Below are 18080 nucleotides of genomic sequence, written 5' to 3'. Positions count from 1 at the left end.
GAGGATCCCTCCATGACCGAGAGAATCGTCATCGTCGGCAACGGCATGGCACCCGGCCGGATGCTGGAGCATCTGCTGGAGCAGGCGCCGGACCGCTACCAGGTCACGATCTTCAACGCGGAGCCGCGCGTCAATTACGACCGGATCATGCTGTCGCCGGTGCTTTCCGGCGAGAAGGACTACGAGCAGATCGTCATCCATGGCGACGGCTGGTACATCCGGAACGGCATCACCCTCTACAAGGGCCACAAGGTCGTCCTGATCGATCGCGCGGCGAAGACCGTCACGTCGGACCATGGCGTGATCGAGCCCTACGACAAGCTCGTGATCGCCACCGGCTCGGTGCCGTTCATCCCCCCGGTACCCGGCCGGGACCTTGCCGGGGTGCTCAGCTACCGCGACCTCGACGACGTCAACGCCATGCTGCTGGCGACCCAGGCCCGGGGCAGGGCCGTGGTCATCGGCGGGGGGCTGCTTGGGCTGGAAGCGGCGGCGGGCCTGAAGGCGCGCGGCATGGACGTCACCGTCCTGCACCTGATGCCGACCCTGATGGAGCGGCAGCTCGACCCGGCAGCTGGCTACCTTCTGCAGAAGGCGGTCGAAGAGCGGGGGATCAAGGTCCGCACCAAGGCTGACACCAAGGCGATCCTGGGCACCGATCGCGTCGAGGCGGTCGAGCTGGCGGACGGCGCGATCATCCCGGCTTCGCTGGTGGTCATGGCCGTGGGGATCCGGCCGAACACGAGCCTGGCCAGGGAGGCAGGCATCGAGGTCGCCCGGGGGATCGTCGTCGATCCCTACATGCGCAGCTCGGATCCGGACGTGCTGGCAATCGGCGAGTGCGCCGAGGTCGGCGGCCATGTCTATGGCCTGGTGGCGCCGCTCTACGAGATGGCGCGCATCGCCGCCGGCACGCTCGCTGGCAGCGATGCCGGCGGGTTCGTGCACAGCGACACGCCGACCAAGCTCAAGGTCACCGGCATCGACCTGTTCTCGCTGGGCGACTTCGCCGATGGCGACGACCGCCAGGAGATCGTGCTCCGCGACGCGGCGGCCGGCGTCTACAAGCGCCTGGTCATCCAGGACAACCGCATCATCGGCACGGTCCTGTTCGGCGAGACCGGCGACGGCGCCTGGTTCAACGACCTGAAGAAGAAGGCAGTCGACATCTCCGAGATGCGCGACACGCTGATCTTCGGCCAGGCCTACCAGGGAGGGACCCCCCTGGACCCTATGGCGGCCGTTGCAGCCTTGCCGGATGATGCGGAGATCTGCGGCTGCAACGGCGTGTGCAAGGGCAGGATCACCGGCGCCATCGCGTCCAAGGGCCTGGCCTCGCTTGATGATGTGCGCGCGCACACCAAGGCGTCCGCCTCCTGCGGCTCCTGCACCGGCCTGGTCGAGCAGCTGATGAAGCTGACGCTCGGCGAGCGCTACAACCCGGCCGCCGTGCAGCCGATGTGTGGATGCACGGCGCTCGGCCACGACGATGTTCGCCGCCTGATCAAGGCCAAGGGGCTGAAGACCATTCCGGCGGTCATGCAGGAGCTGGAATGGCGGACGTCGTGCGGTTGCGCCAAGTGCCGCCCGGCGCTGAACTACTACCTCGTCTGCGACTGGCCGGACGAATACGCCGACGACTACCAGTCGCGCTTCGTCAACGAGCGCGTCCACGCCAACATCCAGAAGGACGGCACCTATTCGGTCGTGCCGCGCATGTGGGGCGGCATGACCAGCTCCACCGAGCTGCGAGCCATCGCCGACGTGGTCGACAAGTTCGCGATCCCGGCGGTCAAGGTCACCGGCGGGCAGCGCATCGACATGCTGGGCATCCGCAAGGAGGACCTGCCGGCCGTCTGGGCGGACCTGGGCAAGGCCGGCTTCGTCTCGGGCCACGCCTATGCCAAGGGGCTGCGCACGGTGAAGACCTGCGTCGGAACCGACTGGTGCCGGTTCGGCACCCAGGACTCCACCGGGCTCGGCATCCGCATCGAGAAGTTCATGTGGGGCTCCTGGACGCCGGCCAAGGTCAAGATGGCCGTTTCCGGCTGTCCGCGAAACTGCGCGGAGGCGACCTGCAAGGATGTGGGCGTGGTCTGCGTGGATTCTGGCTTCGAGATCCACTTCGCGGGTGCGGCCGGCCTCGACATCAAGGGCACCGAGGTCCTGGGCCTGGTGAAGACCGAGGACGAGGCGCTCGAGGTGATCGTGGCGCTGGTGCAGATGTATCGCGAGCAGGCCCGCTACCTGGAGCGCATCTACAAGTGGGCCAGGCGCATCGGCGTCGACGAGATCAGGCGCCAGGTGCTGGACGACCAGGAACGGCGGCGGGCCTACTACGACCGCTTCGTGTTCTCCCAGCAGTTCGCCCAGGTCGACCCGTGGTCGGAGCGCGTTTCCGGCAAGGACAAGCACGAGTTCAAGCCGATGGCGTCGATCGGCTACGCGCAGGCGGCGGAGTGACCATCATGCTGCAATGGATCGAGATCGGGTCGATCGGCGACATCCCGCGCCGCGGCGCCCGCTGCGTGATGACGCCAAGCGGCCGGGTCGCCGTGTTCCGCACCGCCGACGACCGGGTGTTCGCCACCGAGGACCGCTGCCCGCACAAGGGCGGCCCCTTGAGCCAGGGCATCGTGCACGGCGCGGCCGTGACCTGCCCGTTGCACAACATGGTCATCTCGCTGGAAACCGGCGAGGCCATGGGCGCCGACGAGGGCCGGGTGCCGACGATCCCGGTGCGGGTCGAGGCGGGCCGGCTGCTCATCCAGGTCGAGGCCCAGCAGGTCCGGGCGGCCTGAGATGGAGCAAGCGGTCCGGACGACCTGCCCCTATTGCGGGGTCGGCTGCGGGGTGGTGGCGAAGGTCGCCGCCGACGGTGCCCTGGCCATCCAGGGCGACGAGGCGCACCCGGCCAATCTCGGCCGGCTCTGCTCCAAGGGCTCGGCGCTGGCCGAGACGGCCGGCCTGGACGGGCGCCTGCTCCACCCCGAGATCGGCGACAGGCGCGCCGGCTGGGACGAGGCGCTCGACCTGGTGGCGACAACCTTCACCCGGACGATCGCGGCGCACGGCCCGGATGCGGTGGCGTTCTACGTCTCGGGCCAGCTCCTGACCGAGGACTACTACGTCGCCAACAAGCTGATGAAGGGTTTCATCGGCTCGGCCAACATCGACACCAACTCGCGCCTATGCATGGCGTCCTCGGTCGCCGGCCACAAGCGCGCGTTCGGCGCCGACATCGTGCCCGGCACTTATGCCGACCTGGAGGAAGCCGACCTGGTCGTGCTGGTCGGCTCCAACCTCGCCTGGTGCCACCCGGTGCTCTACCAGCGCATCGCCGCGGCCAAGGCCGTCCGGCCGGAACTGCGGGTCGTGCTGGTCGACCCGCGCCGGACGATGACCGCCGACCTCGCCGACCTGCATTTGCCGATCCGCGCCGATGGCGACGTGGCGCTGTTCACGGGCCTCCTGGCCTGGCTCGCCGACCAGGGTGCCCTCGACCAGGCTTTTGTCGAAGCGCACACGTCCGGGCTGGACGCGGCGCTTGCGGCAGCGCGCACCGCGAGCCTGGCCGACGTCGCAACCTGGACCGGCCTCGCCCCGGACCTGCTCCGGCAGTTCTACGCGCTGTTCGCCGACACCCGGAAGGTCGTCACCGTCTACAGCCAGGGGGTCAACCAGTCCTCTCTCGGCACCGACAAGGTCAACGCCATCCTCAACTGCCACCTCGCCACCGGCCGGATCGGCCGGCCGGGCATGGGGCCGTTCTCGGTCACCGGGCAGCCCAACGCCATGGGCGGCCGCGAGGTGGGCGGGCTCGCCAACATGCTGGCGGCGCACATGGAGATCGAGAACCCGGCGCACCGCGAGCGGGTGCAGCGCTTCTGGGGCTCGCCCACCATTGCGGCGCGGCCGGGGCTGAAGGCGGTCGACATGTTCCAGGCGGTCGCGGCCGGGCGCATCAGGGCGCTCTGGATCATGGCCACCAACCCGGTAGACTCGCTGCCGGAAGCGGGCTTGGTCGAGGCGGCGCTCCGGGAATGTCCATTCGTGGTGGTCTCGGACGTGGCCGCGCGCACCGACACGCTGCGCCATGCCGATGTGCGCCTGCCGGCTGCCGCCTGGGGCGAGAAGGACGGCACCGTCACCAATTCCGAGCGCCGCATCTCGCGCCAGCGCGCCTTCCTGCCGCTGCCCGGCGAAGCGCGGCCGGACTGGCGGATCGTCTGCGACGTGGCGGCGCGCATGGGCTTTGGCGCCGCATTCGCCTACGCCTCGCCCGCCGCGATCTTCGCGGAACATGCCAGGCTTTCCGCGTTCGAGAACGACAACAGCCGCGCCTTCGACATCGGCGCCTGCGCCGGCATCGACCGGGCCGCCTTCGACCGGATGGATCCGTTCCAGTGGCCGCGCCGCACGGGCGAGGCCGCGGCGATAACGCGCTTCTTCGCGAACGGCGGCTTCTTCACGCCCGACCGCCGGGCTCGCCTGGTGCCGACCCCGCCCGCAGGGGTGCGGCGCACCAGCCAGGCGTGCCCGCTGGTCCTCAACACCGGCCGGGTGCGCGACCAGTGGCACACCATGACCCGCACCGGCCAAAGCCAGCGCCTGTCGCAGCACCTGGCCGAACCGTTCGCGGAGATCCACCCGCAGGACGCGGCCCGCCACGGCATCGCGGATGCCGACATCGTCCGGGTGTCGGCCGGCCACGACTTCGTGCTGGTGCGCGCCCTGCTCTCCGACCGCCAGGCACCGGGCTCGGTGTTCGTGCCGATCCACTGGACCGACCAGTTCGCCGCGCGGGCACGCATCGACACGCTGGTGCCGGCCCTGACAGACCCGGTCTCCGGCCAGCCGGCCTCCAAGCATGTCGCGGTGGCAATCGAGCGCTTCGCCGCCGCCCGCTACGGCTTCGCCGTCCTGCGCGAACGACCGGCTGCACTCGACTGGGATTACTGGGCGCTTGCCCGCTGCAGTGGCGGCTGGCGCGTCGAGCTTGCCCACGGCGATGCCAGGATGGAGGGCCGCCTGCTGGCCGAGCGGCTGTTCGGCTGCCTGCAGGACGCCGACTTCCTCGCCTACCACGATGCCGAGGCAGGCCAGCAGCGTTTCGCGTGGTTTGATGGGGGCCGCCTCCTGGGTGCGCTGTTCCTGGCTCAAGAGCCGGTGGCGGTGTCGCGCGCCTGGGCGGTCGACCAGCTCGCCGTCCCGTTCGACAGCGGCGCCGCGCGCCTTGCGGTGGTGGCGGGCCGGCCCGGCCGCGGCGTCGCCGACCGCGGCGCCACCGTCTGCTCATGCTTCGGCATCGGGGCCAACCAGATCGCCGGCGCCGTGCGCGCCGGCTGCGCCACCGTCGCGGCGGTGGGCGAGGCGCTCCAGGCCGGAACGAACTGCGGCTCCTGCCGTGCCGAGATCAAGGGGATCATCGATGCAAATCGTCTCCAGGCAGCCGAGTGACCACGCCCCGGCGCGTATGGCGCCGCTGTCCGTCCTGCCGGTGTTCCTGGGCCTGCGCGGGAAGCGGGCCGTGGTGGTGGGCGGCAGCGACGCGGCGGCCTGGAAGGCCGAGCTGCTCGCGGCGGCCGGCGCCATCGTCCACGTCCATGCCCCGGCAGACACGTTGAGCGGCGAGTTCCGGCGCATCCTTAGCGGCGGCGTGCCGCCTGGTGCGCTCGTCCACATCGATGCATCCTGGCAGGCGGGGGGCTTCACCGCGGCCGCGGTGGTCGTGGCGGATGCCGCAAGCGAGGCGGAAGCGGAAGCGATCCGCGGCGCCGCGCGTGCTGCCGGCGTGCCGGTCAACGTGATCGACCAGCCCGCGTTCTGCGACTTCATGTTCGGCTCGATCGTCAACCGCTCACCCGTGGTGGTCGGCATCTCGACCGAGGGTGCCGCACCGATCCTCGGCCAGGCGATCCGCCGGCGCATCGAGACGCTGCTGCCCCACGCGCTGCAGGCCTGGGCAGGCCTCGCGCAGCGGCTGCGCGGCCGGCTGAACGAGCGTCTCGAGCCGGGTGCTGGGCGCCGCGCCTTCTGGGAAGGCTTCGTCGACCGCGCCTTCGGTGCGCCCCCGACCGCAACGGACGAGGCGGCGCTCAACCGCGACATCGAGCGGATCGGCAGCGCCGGCATTCCGCGCACCGGTCGGGTGACGCTGGTGGGCGCCGGTCCCGGCGACGCCGAGCTCCTGACGCTCAAGGCGGTGCGCGCCCTGCAGTCGGCCGACGTGATCCTGTTCGACGACCTGGTTTCGGACGGGGTCCTGGAACTGGCGCGGCGCGAGGCCAAGCGCATCCTGGTCGGCAAGCGCGGCGGCCGGCCGAGCTGCCGGCAGGACGACATCAACGAGCTGATGCTGAAGCTGGCAAGGGCCGGAAAGCATGTGGTGCGGCTGAAGTCCGGCGATCCGATGATCTTCGGCCGTGCCGGGGAAGAGATCGCCCTGCTCGATGCCCAGGACATCCCGGTCGAGGTGGTGCCGGGCATCACGGCGGGCATCGCGCTGGCCGCGACCATGGGCATCTCGCTCACGCACCGGGCGCATGCAAGGTCGGTACGCTTCGTCACCGGTCATTCGAGCACGGGCGGCCTGCCGGACGACCTGGACTGGCAGGCGATGGCGGATCCCTCGACCACGACGATCTTCTACATGGCCGGCCGCACCATCGGGGAACTCGTGGCCAGGCTCATCGCCCATGGAATGCCTGGCGGGACAGCGGCTGCCATCGCTTCGGAGGTGAGCCGCCCGAACCAGCGCCTGTGGCACTGCACCCTCGGCAGCCTCGCGGCCACGATGGCGGAGGTCAAGGGGACCGGCCCGGTGATCATCGGGGTGGGGGCGGCTTTTGGCGCAAGAAGGTCGGCCGGTCTCCATCAACCGGATGGTCTGGTCCAACGCCAAGCCTGAGCCGCTCTTTTGCCGGAGCGGCTGGCAGGCATGGCGGTTCTTGCCGATCGCTGCCCAGGAGGTCCGGCTGATGGCTTTCCAGGACAGCCTGGGCCTATTCTGGCCTGGCAAAGGGAGCGGGTCGAGCCGCATTCCTTGCTGCTTTGGCCGGCAATCGTGCCAAGGTCGAAGGGAAAAGCCGGATCGCCCTCGGCAGGGAACGGTCGCTGATCAGAAGGGAGATCTCATGGGAGCAGGTCGACGAAATGGCGCATCCACCGCGATCGTGACACTCGACGGATTGCGGGACTTGCTGCCGGTCCTCCGTCGGCGTGGCTTCCGAGTTGTCGATCCGATCCTGCGGGATCGGGCGGACGCATACGATGACATCGAACCGGTCGAGAATCTGCCACGTGGATGGACCGACGAGCAGGACGGCGGCCGGTACCGGCTCTGTCGCTGCGGGTGTGCTGCGCGCCGTAGGGTGCGAACCCTTCTGGCACCTGCGCGTTTCGCCCAAACGACAACATCGCCCTGGGCCAGGCTGCCTAGAGCTAGCGGCCTGCGCGATCTCACCCGCGGCGTGCCGGCGAGCGCGACGGTCATCGGCCGGATCGAGAACCGACCGCCGGCGAGGTCTTCTGTCGCGGACCCTTGAGGGGCATGCGGGTGATCGACATGCTGAGCGGCGAGCAGCGGCCGCGGATCTGCTGAACGTGCAGGGCCGTCTTGTTCCGTCTCGAACCTGTTTTCCAGCCCGATCTAGCGGCTGCACGCGCCATCGTGCTGCGGACTGCCCAGCGGCCGGTCGGGATCGAAGGCTGGCTCCCCACCCTGGACGGCACCGACCACCAGGCTGGAGGCAACCTCCCGCGCGTCGCAGGATGAGGCCAGCAGCCGGTCGGCCGGCGCCACCTGGGCGCCCAGGCCGGCGAAGCTCGACACGATGTCGGTCTGCGGCGCGGTGCTGGCGACCATGCCGGCATTGCCCTGTCGCGCCGAGGCATCGATCTGGCCGGGCCCGGCGATCAGGCCCTTGGTGGCGATCCGGATGGTGCCGCCATCCCCGACATTCGGCGCATCGGCGATGATGAATGCGGTCGTGCCGAGCACGACGGGTCCGGCTTCGCCGCCCTCCATTCCGGTGATCGTCACGGATCCGGCCCGCTCGCCGCTCGCTCCGCCTTCGATCCGGGTTGCCACTCCGGCACCGTTCTCCAGGATCAGGCGGTCGCCGACCAGGAGCATGATCCTTCCGCCGGAGCCGGGCGCGGCGGTGGTCGCGACCTGGCCCCCGTCCAGCTTCATCTCCCCGGAGGCGGCGATCCGGATGGCTCCTGCCATGCCCGCTCCCGTGGACAGCGAATCAACCAGGGCCTCATCCTGCAGGCGCACGTTCCGCGCCTCAATGGAAATGCTGCCGGCATTGCCGCCGGTTTCGGTGGACGTCGTGATCCTGCCGCGTCCGGCGACATCGACCGTATCCGCTGAGATCTGGATGCTGCCGCCCGGCGCCTCCGTGATCGTGAAGGCGCTCAGGGTGGATTCGCCACCAACAGACACGCCACCGCCTGCCACGATCTCGATCTTCCCGGCGCGTCCGGTTCCGCCGTTGCTGCTGGTGGCGATGCTGCCGTCGCTGACCGTCAGGTCTCCCACCCGCAGCACCACATCGCCTGCGTCCGCCAATCCTTCCGTGAAGCTGAGGATCTGCCCGCCCATGGTCAGTACGAGCGCATCGTCCGCCACGATGAAGGTCCGGCCACCCTTTCCGGGCGTGTCGGCCCCTGTGCTCGGGCTGCCGACCACGCTGCCGTCGGCGATCGTGATTCGATCACCCTTGAGGATCACCTCGCCCGAGGATCCCGTCTCCGACGCAAGGCTGTAGGCGGCCGCCCGGGTGAGGAGGATATTGGCGCCCCCGATGATGATCGAGGGCGCCCGGTCGAAGCCGTCGGCCATGGTCAAGATCTGTCCGAAGGCCAGGTCGCCGCCGCCGTCGACACGCACGCTCCTGCCAGCAAGCCAGAGGGTCGGCGTAGCCTCCAGGCCGATGCTGCCGGTCGAGACGGCCGTGAGGCCGGAAGTATCGATGGTGATCTGCCCGCCCTCGATCCGCAGCATCTCATCGGGAAGGAACAGGTAGCTCGTGACCTGGGAGCGGTTGCGGATCGAGACCGTGCCGTCGCGCGGGACAGCCGCCGCGCTGGCCACCGGGATCTCCCCGGCGCTGGCCTGGGCTGCGATGAGCATCGGCCCTTGCGTGACGACGGTCGTGCCGTCCAGCGTCACGGCGCCGCCGGTCAGCGAGGTGAACGAGAACTCGGAATCGCGCACCAATTCCGGTGCCTCGAGCGACAGCTGGCCGATCGGCCCACCGAGAAAGCCGAAGGCCCGAGGCTCGGCCGCGGTCAGCGTGCTGCCGGCGGGGTCCCGCGCGCTGAACGTGCTGCCATCCTCGAACCGCAGTTCGTCCGCGGTCGACAGATGCAGCGAGCCCGGCACGTCGATGGTCGCTTGCCTGCCCACCACTAGGCCGTTCGGGTTGAGCAGCCACAAGGCTGCGCCCGGCACGGTCGAGCGCAGGATGCCATGGACCTGCGAGAGTTCCGGGCCGGTCACGCGGCCGACCACCTTGTCGATGCCCTGCGGCCCCTCGAACGTCACCGCGCCGCCCCTGGCCACGCCGAACTTGTCAAAGCTGTGGAACAGGTTGCCGCCCCGGATCGTGCCCATGTCCGGCGTGATCCGGATGTCCTGGCCATTCAGCGTCAGCCGGCCACGGCTGCCGACCGACCCGTCCAGCACGACCTCGGCCACCGCGTCCCGCGACGGCGGCAGCAGGACCAGGCACAGCAGGAAGCCGATCGTGAAGGGAGTTCGCATCCGGATGTCCCCAGGACAGCGCCGGACCACAGGCTAACGGCGGAAAGCGACCTCTCCAAGCCAATCGGGAGTTGCGCGGAAGCGTTTATCTGTCCTCCCAACCTCATTGTCTGACGACTTGCTCGACAATTTCCCGCGGTCGCCGGCAGGAATAATTCTTCCGGCATCATGCCGTTGGTGCGCGGCGTGCGCACCCTGGTCGTCCGGCGCGGAGCCTCGTTCAGGGCCAGGTAGCGTTCGCAGGAAGGCCGCCCGGTGCCATAGAACTCCCGCCCATCGTCATGAGTACCGCGGAGACTGGCAGACCGAGCTTCGCATGGAGCGGCAGTACATCATCGTGCAGCACCGTCACCGCCGCCTGAGGCTGCCTTGAGCTCACAAACTGTTGCGTCTCCATGGGCTTGCCGGCCGGCCGCATCACCGGAGAGGCACGAAGGATCGACGACAACCTTCACCGGCCGCATAAAGCCATGGAAAACTCCAGTCCGAACAAGTCCACAGGGTCGCTGCCGCAGACAGTGAGGATGACATGATAAACTTGAGCACGCCCGGTTCTGAACCGGCGTCTTCACGGCCGGGCCTCATCGATGTCTCCCTCCGGATCGGGCTGCTCGCCCTGCTTGTCTATGCCTGCAGCCGGATCGTCCTGCCATTCACCAGCATGATGCTCTGGGCCGTGATGCTGGCGGTGATGCTGTATCCTCTGCATCTCCGCCTGGCCGCCAGGCTCGGCAATGGCTGGTCGGCGCTGCTGATCGGGATGTTCGGGGTGGCGGTGCTGCTGGTGCCGATGGTCATCGTGGTGACGTCGCTTGGTTCTTCCCTGTACTCGCTCATCACGAGCCTGCAGACCCAAAGTCTGACCGTGCCGCCACCCCCGCCGCGGCTCGCGGACGTTCCGCTCGTCGGCGGCAAGTTGACGGAGGCCTGGCTGCTCGTCGCGACGGACATCCCGGCCGTGCTCGCCAAGCACGGCCAGATGCTGAGGGACAGCGCGAGGTGGCTGGTGTCGTTCGCAAGCGGGCTGGCCGCCAGCGAGCTGTCATTCGTCATTTCGTTTGTGATCGGCACAGTGCTCGTCGCCTACGGCAAGGGCGCCGCCGACTTCGCCCAGCGCCTGATGGGACATGTCACAGGCAGCGGAGCGCGCGGCACCCGCCTGGTTGCGCTGATGGCGGCCACGATTCGCGGGGTGGCGCTAGGCATCATCGGCGTGGCCGTCATCCAGTCGCTCCTGGTCGGGATCGCCTTCTTCATTATCGGCCTGCCGGCAGCCGGCCTGCTGACGCTTGCCATACTGTTCCTGGGCATCATCCAGGTGCCGGCGACACTGGTGACACTTCCCGTCATCGGATACGTGTTCGTGACCGAAGCAACGACGCCGGCCATCATTTTTGCGGTATGGACCCTTGTTGCCGGCCTGAGCGACAATGTTCTCAAGCCATTGATGCTCGGCCGCGGCCTGGAAGTACCCATGCCGGTGATCCTGATCGGTGTGATCGGCGGCATGCTCGTCGACGGTCTTCTCGGCCTGTTCGTCGGGCCCGTACTGCTGGCTGTCGGCTACGTGCTGCTCATGGAATGGATGCGCCAGCACCCTGTCGATGGCGCAGCGCAGATCGATGGTCCCGCGCCGTGATCGTGCACCTGGTGTTCGGCTTGGTGGCGATGTCGATCTGCCTTGCGATCCAGGCGTGTTCATCCGTCATAGCCGTTCGCCATTTCGCAAGGAATGCCAATGAATCGCCCGGGCTGCAGCCCTGGTGGGCGATATTTGTTCATTTCTCCACTCTGATGATTTTGCTGATGCTCGGCAATATCCTTCAGGTCATGTGCTGGGCCCTGTTCTACATCGTCCTGGGTTCTTTCGACGACTTCGAGGCCGCGGTGTATTTTTCGGGGGTGACATTCACGTCGCTTGGTTATGGCGACGTGGTGCTTGACAGCCCTACACGGTTGCTTGGGCCATTGCAGGCAGCCAATGGCCTGATGATGTTCGGGATCACCACGGCCGTGTTCATCGCTGCGATCCAGCAGGCTGTCGCGAAGCGGCATGCGCGCATCGAGGCCAAGTAGGTCGTGCCGGCCAGCGGGCTATCCAGCCGTCTCGATACCCCTCAAGCCGGAGCCGGATCGTTTCCGTTGCTGGAGCTTGCTGGCCTGGCGCCGAACAAGATTCGATGCTGCCCTGACGCCGATGACGCATGGATCAGATGGTTCCTGAAATGACTGAGCGTTCCGTCGACGATACTGAAGCCGTCACGCCCGCGAGCCGCCCGGCCGAGGTCCGTCAGCAAAACCCCTTGCGACGCATGGCGCTTCTTGTCGTTCTCCTAATTGCTGTCCTGTTCACGGTGTCTGTCATGATGGAGCGCAGCGCCCCATCCTCATCGCAGGCGGTCGTCCAGGCCTATGTCGTGCCCATGGCTCCGGAGGCGGGTGGCAGGGTCGTCGAGGTCAGCGTCGTCGACAACGCCCGCGTCGAGATCGGGCAAGTTCTCTTCCGCATCGATCCTCGACCGTATGAGATCGCTGTTGCCGATGCAGAAGCTCGCCTTGACCAGGTCGGGCAGTCGATCGGGGCCAATACATCGGCGGTCGACGCAGCGCAGGCGCAGGTGGTCGAGGCCCGGGCGAGCCTGGATCTTGCTCGCGAACAGTCGCAGCGGGTCATGCAGCTGGTAGAGCGGGGCGTCTACGCGCAAGCACGTTATGACCAGGCCAAGGCCGCCTTCGATACTGCCGAGGCCGCAGCCACCCGCGCCGAGGCCAACCTGGAGGAAGCAAGGCAGCAGCTGGGCCCCGCGGGCAACAACAATCCGGAACTCCGGCAGGCGCTCGCGGCACTGGAGCAGGCCCGGCTGGACCTGGCCCATACCGTGGTCGTCGCTCCGTCGGACGGCGTGATCACCAATCTCCAGCTTGCGGTTGGGCAGGTGGTCAGTCCTGGGCAGCCGGCGCTGACGTTCATCGATACTGCAACGGTCTGGATTTCGGCGGCGTTCAAAGAGAACAGCCTGGAGCATATTCAGGCTGGCGATCCGGCGGAGGTGCTGTTCGACACCCTGCCCGGCCGGTTGTTCACGGCACGAGTCGAGAGCATTGGCTGGGGCGTGGCCGAAGATGCGGATAAGGCGTCCCGCGGATTGCCTACAGTGCGCGAAGCATCGGGCTGGATCCGTGAGCCCCAGCGCTTCCTGGTCCGCCTGGTTCTGGACGGACCGCGACCCTTGGGTCCGCGCTACGGATCGCAAGTCAACGTCGTGATCTATACGGGAAGCAACCCGGTCATGAACAGCCTTGGGGCCTTCTGGATCCGGCTCATCTCCATCCTGACCTATGTCAGCTGACCGGGCGATTGAGGTCGAGCCATCGAGCCAGCGTCGGCACGTTCGACAGCAGGGATGGCGTATCGCCGTGGCAGCCTCGGCGGGCATGACGCTCGCGGTAGCAGCCGGCAGCCCGGTGCCCTTCCTGGCACCCTTGTTCGCGGTCCAGTTCCTGGTCTCCCACCGGCGGCCGCTGAGCCCCGTGCAGGGCCTCGGCATGTTCCTGCTGATCGTCGTTGCCGGCCAAGTGATGGAAACCCTCACTGTTCTTCTCGGCGATCGCCCGGCTGTGCTCCTGCCGGTCCTCTGGCTGGTCTACCTCGGATGCTTCCTGCTCCTGGCCCGCAAGAAAGCGGGTTCTGCGCCGGTGCTCGTGCAGATCATTGCCATCATCGTGCCACTCCTCGAGATCCTGAGGAGCGATCTTGGCGAGCCCTTCATGCTCGTTCTGGCTTACGCGGCTGCGGGGGGAGTGATCCTGTCCTGGGCCATGCATGCCCTGTTCCCCGATCCTGAGCAGCCCGGACCTCCCGTGCCAAGGGCGCCTGCCGCCGAGCAATCGCCCACTCGCCAGGCCCTGGTGAGCACGTTCATCCTCACCGCGATCGTCGCCTTGTGCCTGTCCAGCGACCGCCTTTCGACCGCGATCGTCATCCCCATCACCGTAGCGTCGCTGCTCGGCCAACTGGATCCGGCCGAGAGCTTGCGGACGGCACTCGGCCTGATGATCGTCAACCTGCTTGGCGGTGTCGTAGCCTCCGCGGCCTTCGCGCTGGTGGAAGTACAGCCGACGCTTTGGCTTCTGTTCCTCACGGTTCTTCTGGTGGGTATCCTGTTCGGTGGACGGGCCGCGACCGATCCCCGATCCGGGAAGATCTTCGGAGGAGCGCTCACGATCTTTCTGATTCTCTTCGGCCTTGGCATTTCGCCACTGCCTGCGAGCACGCCTGAATCGTTCATGACCCGTATCAGCTACATCCTGTTCGCGATCGTTTACACGTTCTGCATGATCGCGGTGCTGTGGCGCTGGCAAGAGACGACGGTCGGCTCGTCCAGTCTGCCTCCGGTTTCGCCGAGGCGTGGTCGACGGGCAGGAGTCCTGCGCGGCTACATGGCCCGTGCTGCGGCTTGGGCGCGATCCCGGCGGCAGCGGACGAGAAAACAACCAGTCCAGGCCGATCAATCAACTTAAGAAAGTTGCGTTGGTGTAGAGGGCTTAGTCCTATGCTTTATTTTGATAGGTTCATTCTTTCTAGGAACATTTGCAGGCTGCGGCAAGTCGGGATTTTGACCGCCGCGAGGCGAGGGGCCAGAGGACCGTCCGCTTGCGCGCAGTCCCACCATGTGCAAAGAGAAAACTGTAGATTCCCTCGGGAGGACACTGATGGCCAAGCCCAAGAAGAACGTCACTGAGGTTGTCCCGCTGTACGAAAAGCTGCCGCGCAAGCAGTATGAGAAGGAACTGGCGCGGCTGCAGGGCGAGTTGGTCAAGCTTCAGCTCTGGCTGGCCGAGAGCAAGGCTAAGATCGTGGTGCTCTTCGAAGGACGCGACGCGGCCGGCAAGGGCGGGGTGATCAAGCGGATCACCGAACGGGTGAGCCCACGCGTGTTTCGCGTGGTGGCTCTGCCGGCGCCGAGTGCCAGGGAAAAGACCATGATCTTCGGCCAGCGCTACGTGGAGCGCTTCCCGGCTGGCGGCGAGATCGCCCTGTTCGACCGAAGCTGGTACAATCGGGCTGGTGTCGAGCGGGTGATGGGGTTCTGCAGCGACGAGCAGTACGAACGCTTCCTGACCAGCGTGCCGAAGTTCGAAGCAAGCCTGATCGCCAGCGGACTGCAGATCATCAAGTACTGGTTCGAGGTGAGCCAGGAGGAGCAGACCCGTCGGTTCAAGCAGCGGATCGACGATCCGCGCAAGGTCTGGAAGCTCAGCCCGATGGACTTGGAATCCCACAAACGCTGGTACGACTACAGCCGGGCGCGCGATGCCATGTTCCAGGCGACCGACACCGATGAAAGCCCCTGGCATGTGGTTCAAGCGAATGACAAGCGCCGCGCCCGCCTGAACTGCATCAGCCACCTGCTCTCGCAGATCCCCTACCAGGAGATCCCACGGGACAAGGTGGTCCTCCCGGACCGGCAAAAGCCCAAGGGTTACGTGGAGCCGGCCTATGCCTGGCGCTTCGTGCCGCACAAATACTGACCTTTTCCACGATCGGACGGGACCTCATGGGCGGCCTCCTGAGGGAGCGTGGCACCTTGATGGTGACGAGGGCACTGCGGGCATCCACCATCGAGCCTTCTGAAAAGCCGGGTACCGGAGTTCGCGCCAATATGGTCTCTGGAGCAACTGGTCTCCAGGCTGGCTGAAGGTTGGTGGGAAGATCGCCAAGTGCGTCGGTCGCATTCCTTCATGATTCTCGAACAAGATCAAATCCTCACGTTGAATAGAATATTCCTATTGAACGCAAGCGAACATGTGCTACCGTGGTTGCGTATCAGCGGCTGAAATGAAAGTTTCGGATTGCTGATGTATGACAGAAACATGGTGGCATGACGCTGCCTGTATCATTAGCCATGCCCTGCTGGCAGGGTGCGCTGACAGTGTTCTTTTGACTCGCTGGTCTCTTCAAGACCCTGCAATCACTATAAAAGCACGCTGCTGAGAGCATGAGCATGAGCATGGATTCAGCCAACAACGCCGAGCTGTTGCCACGGCCCAATTGGGCTGATCTTGCTTCCTACTGGGTCGACGCCTGGGAGCGTAGCCTGTTGTTCGCGGACGTGCTGCGTCAGCGCGGCAACCAGTACCACGAGCACATGGCCATGCAGGCGCCCCACGTGCTGAGCTTCGGGACGGAACTGGTGGCTGACGGACGGAACCTGCCGCGGCCGGTCAATTACGGCCTCGTGCGGATCAAGCCGCCCTCCGGCACCGAGATCGATCTGAAGAAGCGTCCGTTCGTTGTCGTCGATCCGCGGGCGGGGCACGGGCCGGGGATCGGTGGGTTCAAGGCGGACAGCGAGATCGGCGTGGCGCTCAAGGCGGGCCACCCCTGCTACTTCGTGGGCTTCCTGCCAGACCCGATGCCCGGCCAGACCGTCGAGGACGTGATGAAGGCCGAGGCGGCCTTCGTCGCAAAGGTGATCGAGCTCCATCCGGAAGCCGATGGCAAACCGGTGGTGATCGGCAACTGCCAGGCGGGATGGCAGATCATGATGGCCGCGGCCACCCGGCCGGAATTGTTCGGTCCGATCATCCTTGCAGGCTCGCCGCTGTCCTACTGGGCGGGCGTCCATGGCCGGAACCCCATGCGCTACACCGGCGGGATCCTGGGCGGAAGCTGGCTAACGGCGCTTACCGGCGATCTTGGAAACGGGATCTTCGACGGCGCCTGGCTGGTTCGGAACTTCGAGAGCCTGAATCCGGCCAACACCTACTGGACCAAGCAGTACAACCTCTATTCCAAGATCGACACCGAGGCGCCGCGCTATCTCGGCTTCGAGAAGTGGTGGGGCGGCCATGTACTGCTGAACGCCGAGGAAATGCAGTACATCGTCGACAACCTGTTCGTCGGCAACAAGCTCTCCACCGGCAAGCTGTTGACGAGCGATGGGGATCAGATCGACCTGCGCAAGATCCGGTCGCCTATCATCGTGTTCTGCTCGAAGGGCGACGACATCACGCCGCCGCAGCAGGCACTCGGCTGGATCACCGACCTCTACCGGGACGTCGACGACATCCGCGCCCATGGCCAGACGATCATCTATGCCGTTCACGAGAGCATCGGGCATCTCGGCATCTTCGTCTCCGGCAGCGTCGCGAAGAAGGAGCACGACGAGTTCGCCTCCAACATCGACTTCATCGACGTGCTGCCGCCCGGCCTCTACGAGGCGGTCCTCACCCCGCATGACCAAGCCGACGGCGACCAGTCCGGGCTGATCGAGGGCAAATACCTGCTGCGGTTCGTGGCCCGCAGCCTGGACGACATCAGGCTGATCGTGGCGGAAGACCCGGCGGACGAGCGGCGCTTCGCTGCCGTCGATCGCGTTTCCCGCATCAATCTCGATCTCTATCGCACCTTCATGCAGCCCGGGGTCCAGTCCGTGGTCGACGAATCCGTGGCCGAGCGGATGCGCCGGCTGCATCCGGAGCGCCTGAAGTTCGAGTTGTTTTCCGACAGGAATCCCTGGCTCCGGCCGCTGGAGAAAGCCGCTGATCAGGTCCGGCAGGATCGTCATCAGGTCTCGCCCGACAATCCATTTCTGCAGGCAGAGCGGGCGGCGAGCGCGCAGATCGAAACGACGCTGAAGACCATGGGCTGGCTTCGCGATCATCTGGTCGAACTGACCTTCCTCAACCTTTACGGGTCGCCCTTGCTGCAGGCGCTGGTCGGGCTGTCCAGTTCAGATGTGCCGCCCAGGCAGCGACCGGCCGAGGCTTCGGATCATCGCGCCTTTGTTGCGCAGCGGCTGGCCGAACTTCGCGGCAGGATCGCCGAGGGCGGCGTGGTAGAGGCTGCGGTCCGCTCGTTGATCTACATTCGCCTGCCGGGCGCGGTCGCCGACGAGCGTGGCTTCAACCTGCTCCGGCGGATGCGCGCGGAGCGCGGCGGCGACATGAGCCTGACAGAGTTCAAGACGCTTCTGCGCGACCAGTACCTGATGCTCCTGATCGAGCCCGAGTCGGCCCTGGCCACGTTGCCGCGTCTGCTGGGGAAAGCCTCGGACAAAGAGGCCGAGGCTGTGATTGCCGATATCCGGCGGATGGTTGAAGCGACCGGCCCGCTCGAAGAGGAGGGGCAGCGGCGGCTGATGGTCATCGAGCAGATCTTCGCGAAGCTCCACCAGCCTGTGGCGGTGCAGAAGGCCGCCGCAGCCGAGGCGCACGTCACCCCCCTGGCGGAGACGGAGACCACCGAGGTGGAGGTGCCCCGACTTCGCCGCAGTTCGTGAGCAGGCAAGAGACGAGGTTC

Annotated in this window: 11 protein-coding genes and 1 pseudogene; 10 read left to right on the top strand and 2 right to left on the bottom strand. The window is 66.8% G+C overall.

Annotation, left to right across the window (positions count from 1 at the left end):
- Nucleotides 1–12: 12 nt before the first annotated feature.
- Genes nirB through cysG form a run of 4 tightly spaced genes read left to right on the top strand, consistent with a single transcriptional unit; the run spans nucleotide 13 to nucleotide 6910 of the window.
- A complete protein-coding gene (gene nirB, locus GEMRO_RS0107375; RefSeq protein ID WP_027133480.1) occupies nucleotides 13–2463 on the top strand; it encodes a nitrite reductase large subunit NirB in 2451 nt (816 codons plus the stop codon).
- Between the two features lie 5 nt (nucleotides 2464–2468).
- On the top strand, nucleotides 2469–2801 hold the full coding sequence (gene nirD, locus GEMRO_RS0107370; RefSeq protein ID WP_084507735.1) for a nitrite reductase small subunit NirD: 333 nt from the start codon (nucleotides 2469–2471) through the stop codon (nucleotides 2799–2801).
- Between the two features lies 1 nt (nucleotide 2802).
- The gene (locus GEMRO_RS0107365; protein ID WP_027133478.1) at nucleotides 2803–5460 is read left to right on the top strand and encodes a nitrate reductase; all 2658 of its coding nucleotides are present in this window, start codon (nucleotides 2803–2805) and stop codon (nucleotides 5458–5460) included.
- Nucleotides 5432–6910, top strand: coding sequence for a siroheme synthase CysG (cysG, locus tag GEMRO_RS0107360; protein WP_027133477.1), 1479 nt, complete (start codon nucleotides 5432–5434; stop codon nucleotides 6908–6910). Before GEMRO_RS0107365 ends, cysG begins: the two co-directional genes overlap by 29 nt.
- Nucleotides 6911–7651: 741 nt before the next feature.
- Here the strand turns inward: cysG and GEMRO_RS0107355 are convergent.
- Nucleotides 7652–9775, bottom strand: a complete 2124-nt coding sequence (locus tag GEMRO_RS0107355; protein ID WP_027133476.1) for a two-partner secretion domain-containing protein — start codon at nucleotides 9773–9775, stop codon at nucleotides 7652–7654.
- A 164-nt stretch (nucleotides 9776–9939) separates the two neighbouring features.
- A pseudogene (locus tag GEMRO_RS35195) lies at nucleotides 9940–10148 on the bottom strand (IS481 family transposase); the annotation flags it as partial.
- Between the two features lie 156 nt (nucleotides 10149–10304).
- Between GEMRO_RS35195 and GEMRO_RS0107345 the strand changes: the two are divergent.
- The 6 genes from GEMRO_RS0107345 to GEMRO_RS28215 all read left to right on the top strand — a co-directional run bounded on the left by GEMRO_RS0107345 (nucleotide 10305) and on the right by GEMRO_RS28215 (nucleotide 18060).
- Nucleotides 10305–11414, top strand: coding sequence for an AI-2E family transporter (locus tag GEMRO_RS0107345; RefSeq protein ID WP_035484896.1), 1110 nt, complete (start codon nucleotides 10305–10307; stop codon nucleotides 11412–11414).
- The gene (locus tag GEMRO_RS0107340; protein ID WP_027133473.1) at nucleotides 11411–11851 is read left to right on the top strand and encodes a potassium channel family protein; all 441 of its coding nucleotides are present in this window, start codon (nucleotides 11411–11413) and stop codon (nucleotides 11849–11851) included. The genes GEMRO_RS0107345 and GEMRO_RS0107340 overlap by 4 nt, the downstream gene beginning before the upstream one ends.
- Nucleotides 11852–11988: 137 nt before the next feature.
- Nucleotides 11989–13125, top strand: coding sequence for an HlyD family secretion protein (locus GEMRO_RS0107335; protein ID WP_322100057.1), 1137 nt, complete (start codon nucleotides 11989–11991; stop codon nucleotides 13123–13125).
- Between the two features lie 67 nt (nucleotides 13126–13192).
- On the top strand, nucleotides 13193–14296 hold the full coding sequence (locus tag GEMRO_RS28220; RefSeq protein ID WP_205624925.1) for an FUSC family protein: 1104 nt from the start codon (nucleotides 13193–13195) through the stop codon (nucleotides 14294–14296).
- A 192-nt stretch (nucleotides 14297–14488) separates the two neighbouring features.
- Nucleotides 14489–15307 carry a polyphosphate kinase 2 gene (ppk2, locus tag GEMRO_RS0107325; protein ID WP_051328795.1) on the top strand — a complete coding sequence of 273 codons (819 nt, stop codon included), beginning with the start codon at nucleotides 14489–14491 and terminating at the stop codon, nucleotides 15305–15307.
- A gap of 473 nt (nucleotides 15308–15780) precedes the next feature.
- Nucleotides 15781–18060 carry a DUF3141 domain-containing protein gene (locus GEMRO_RS28215; protein WP_051328794.1) on the top strand — a complete coding sequence of 760 codons (2280 nt, stop codon included), beginning with the start codon at nucleotides 15781–15783 and terminating at the stop codon, nucleotides 18058–18060.
- Nucleotides 18061–18080 lie beyond the last annotated feature (20 nt).

It is taken from the genome of Geminicoccus roseus DSM 18922, assembly GCF_000427665.1.
In the GTDB taxonomy this organism is placed as follows: Bacteria; Pseudomonadota; Alphaproteobacteria; order Geminicoccales; family Geminicoccaceae; genus Geminicoccus; species Geminicoccus roseus.
Note: the sequence above shows the minus strand (reverse complement) of the source record. Positions and strands in the feature narration are given on the sequence as shown.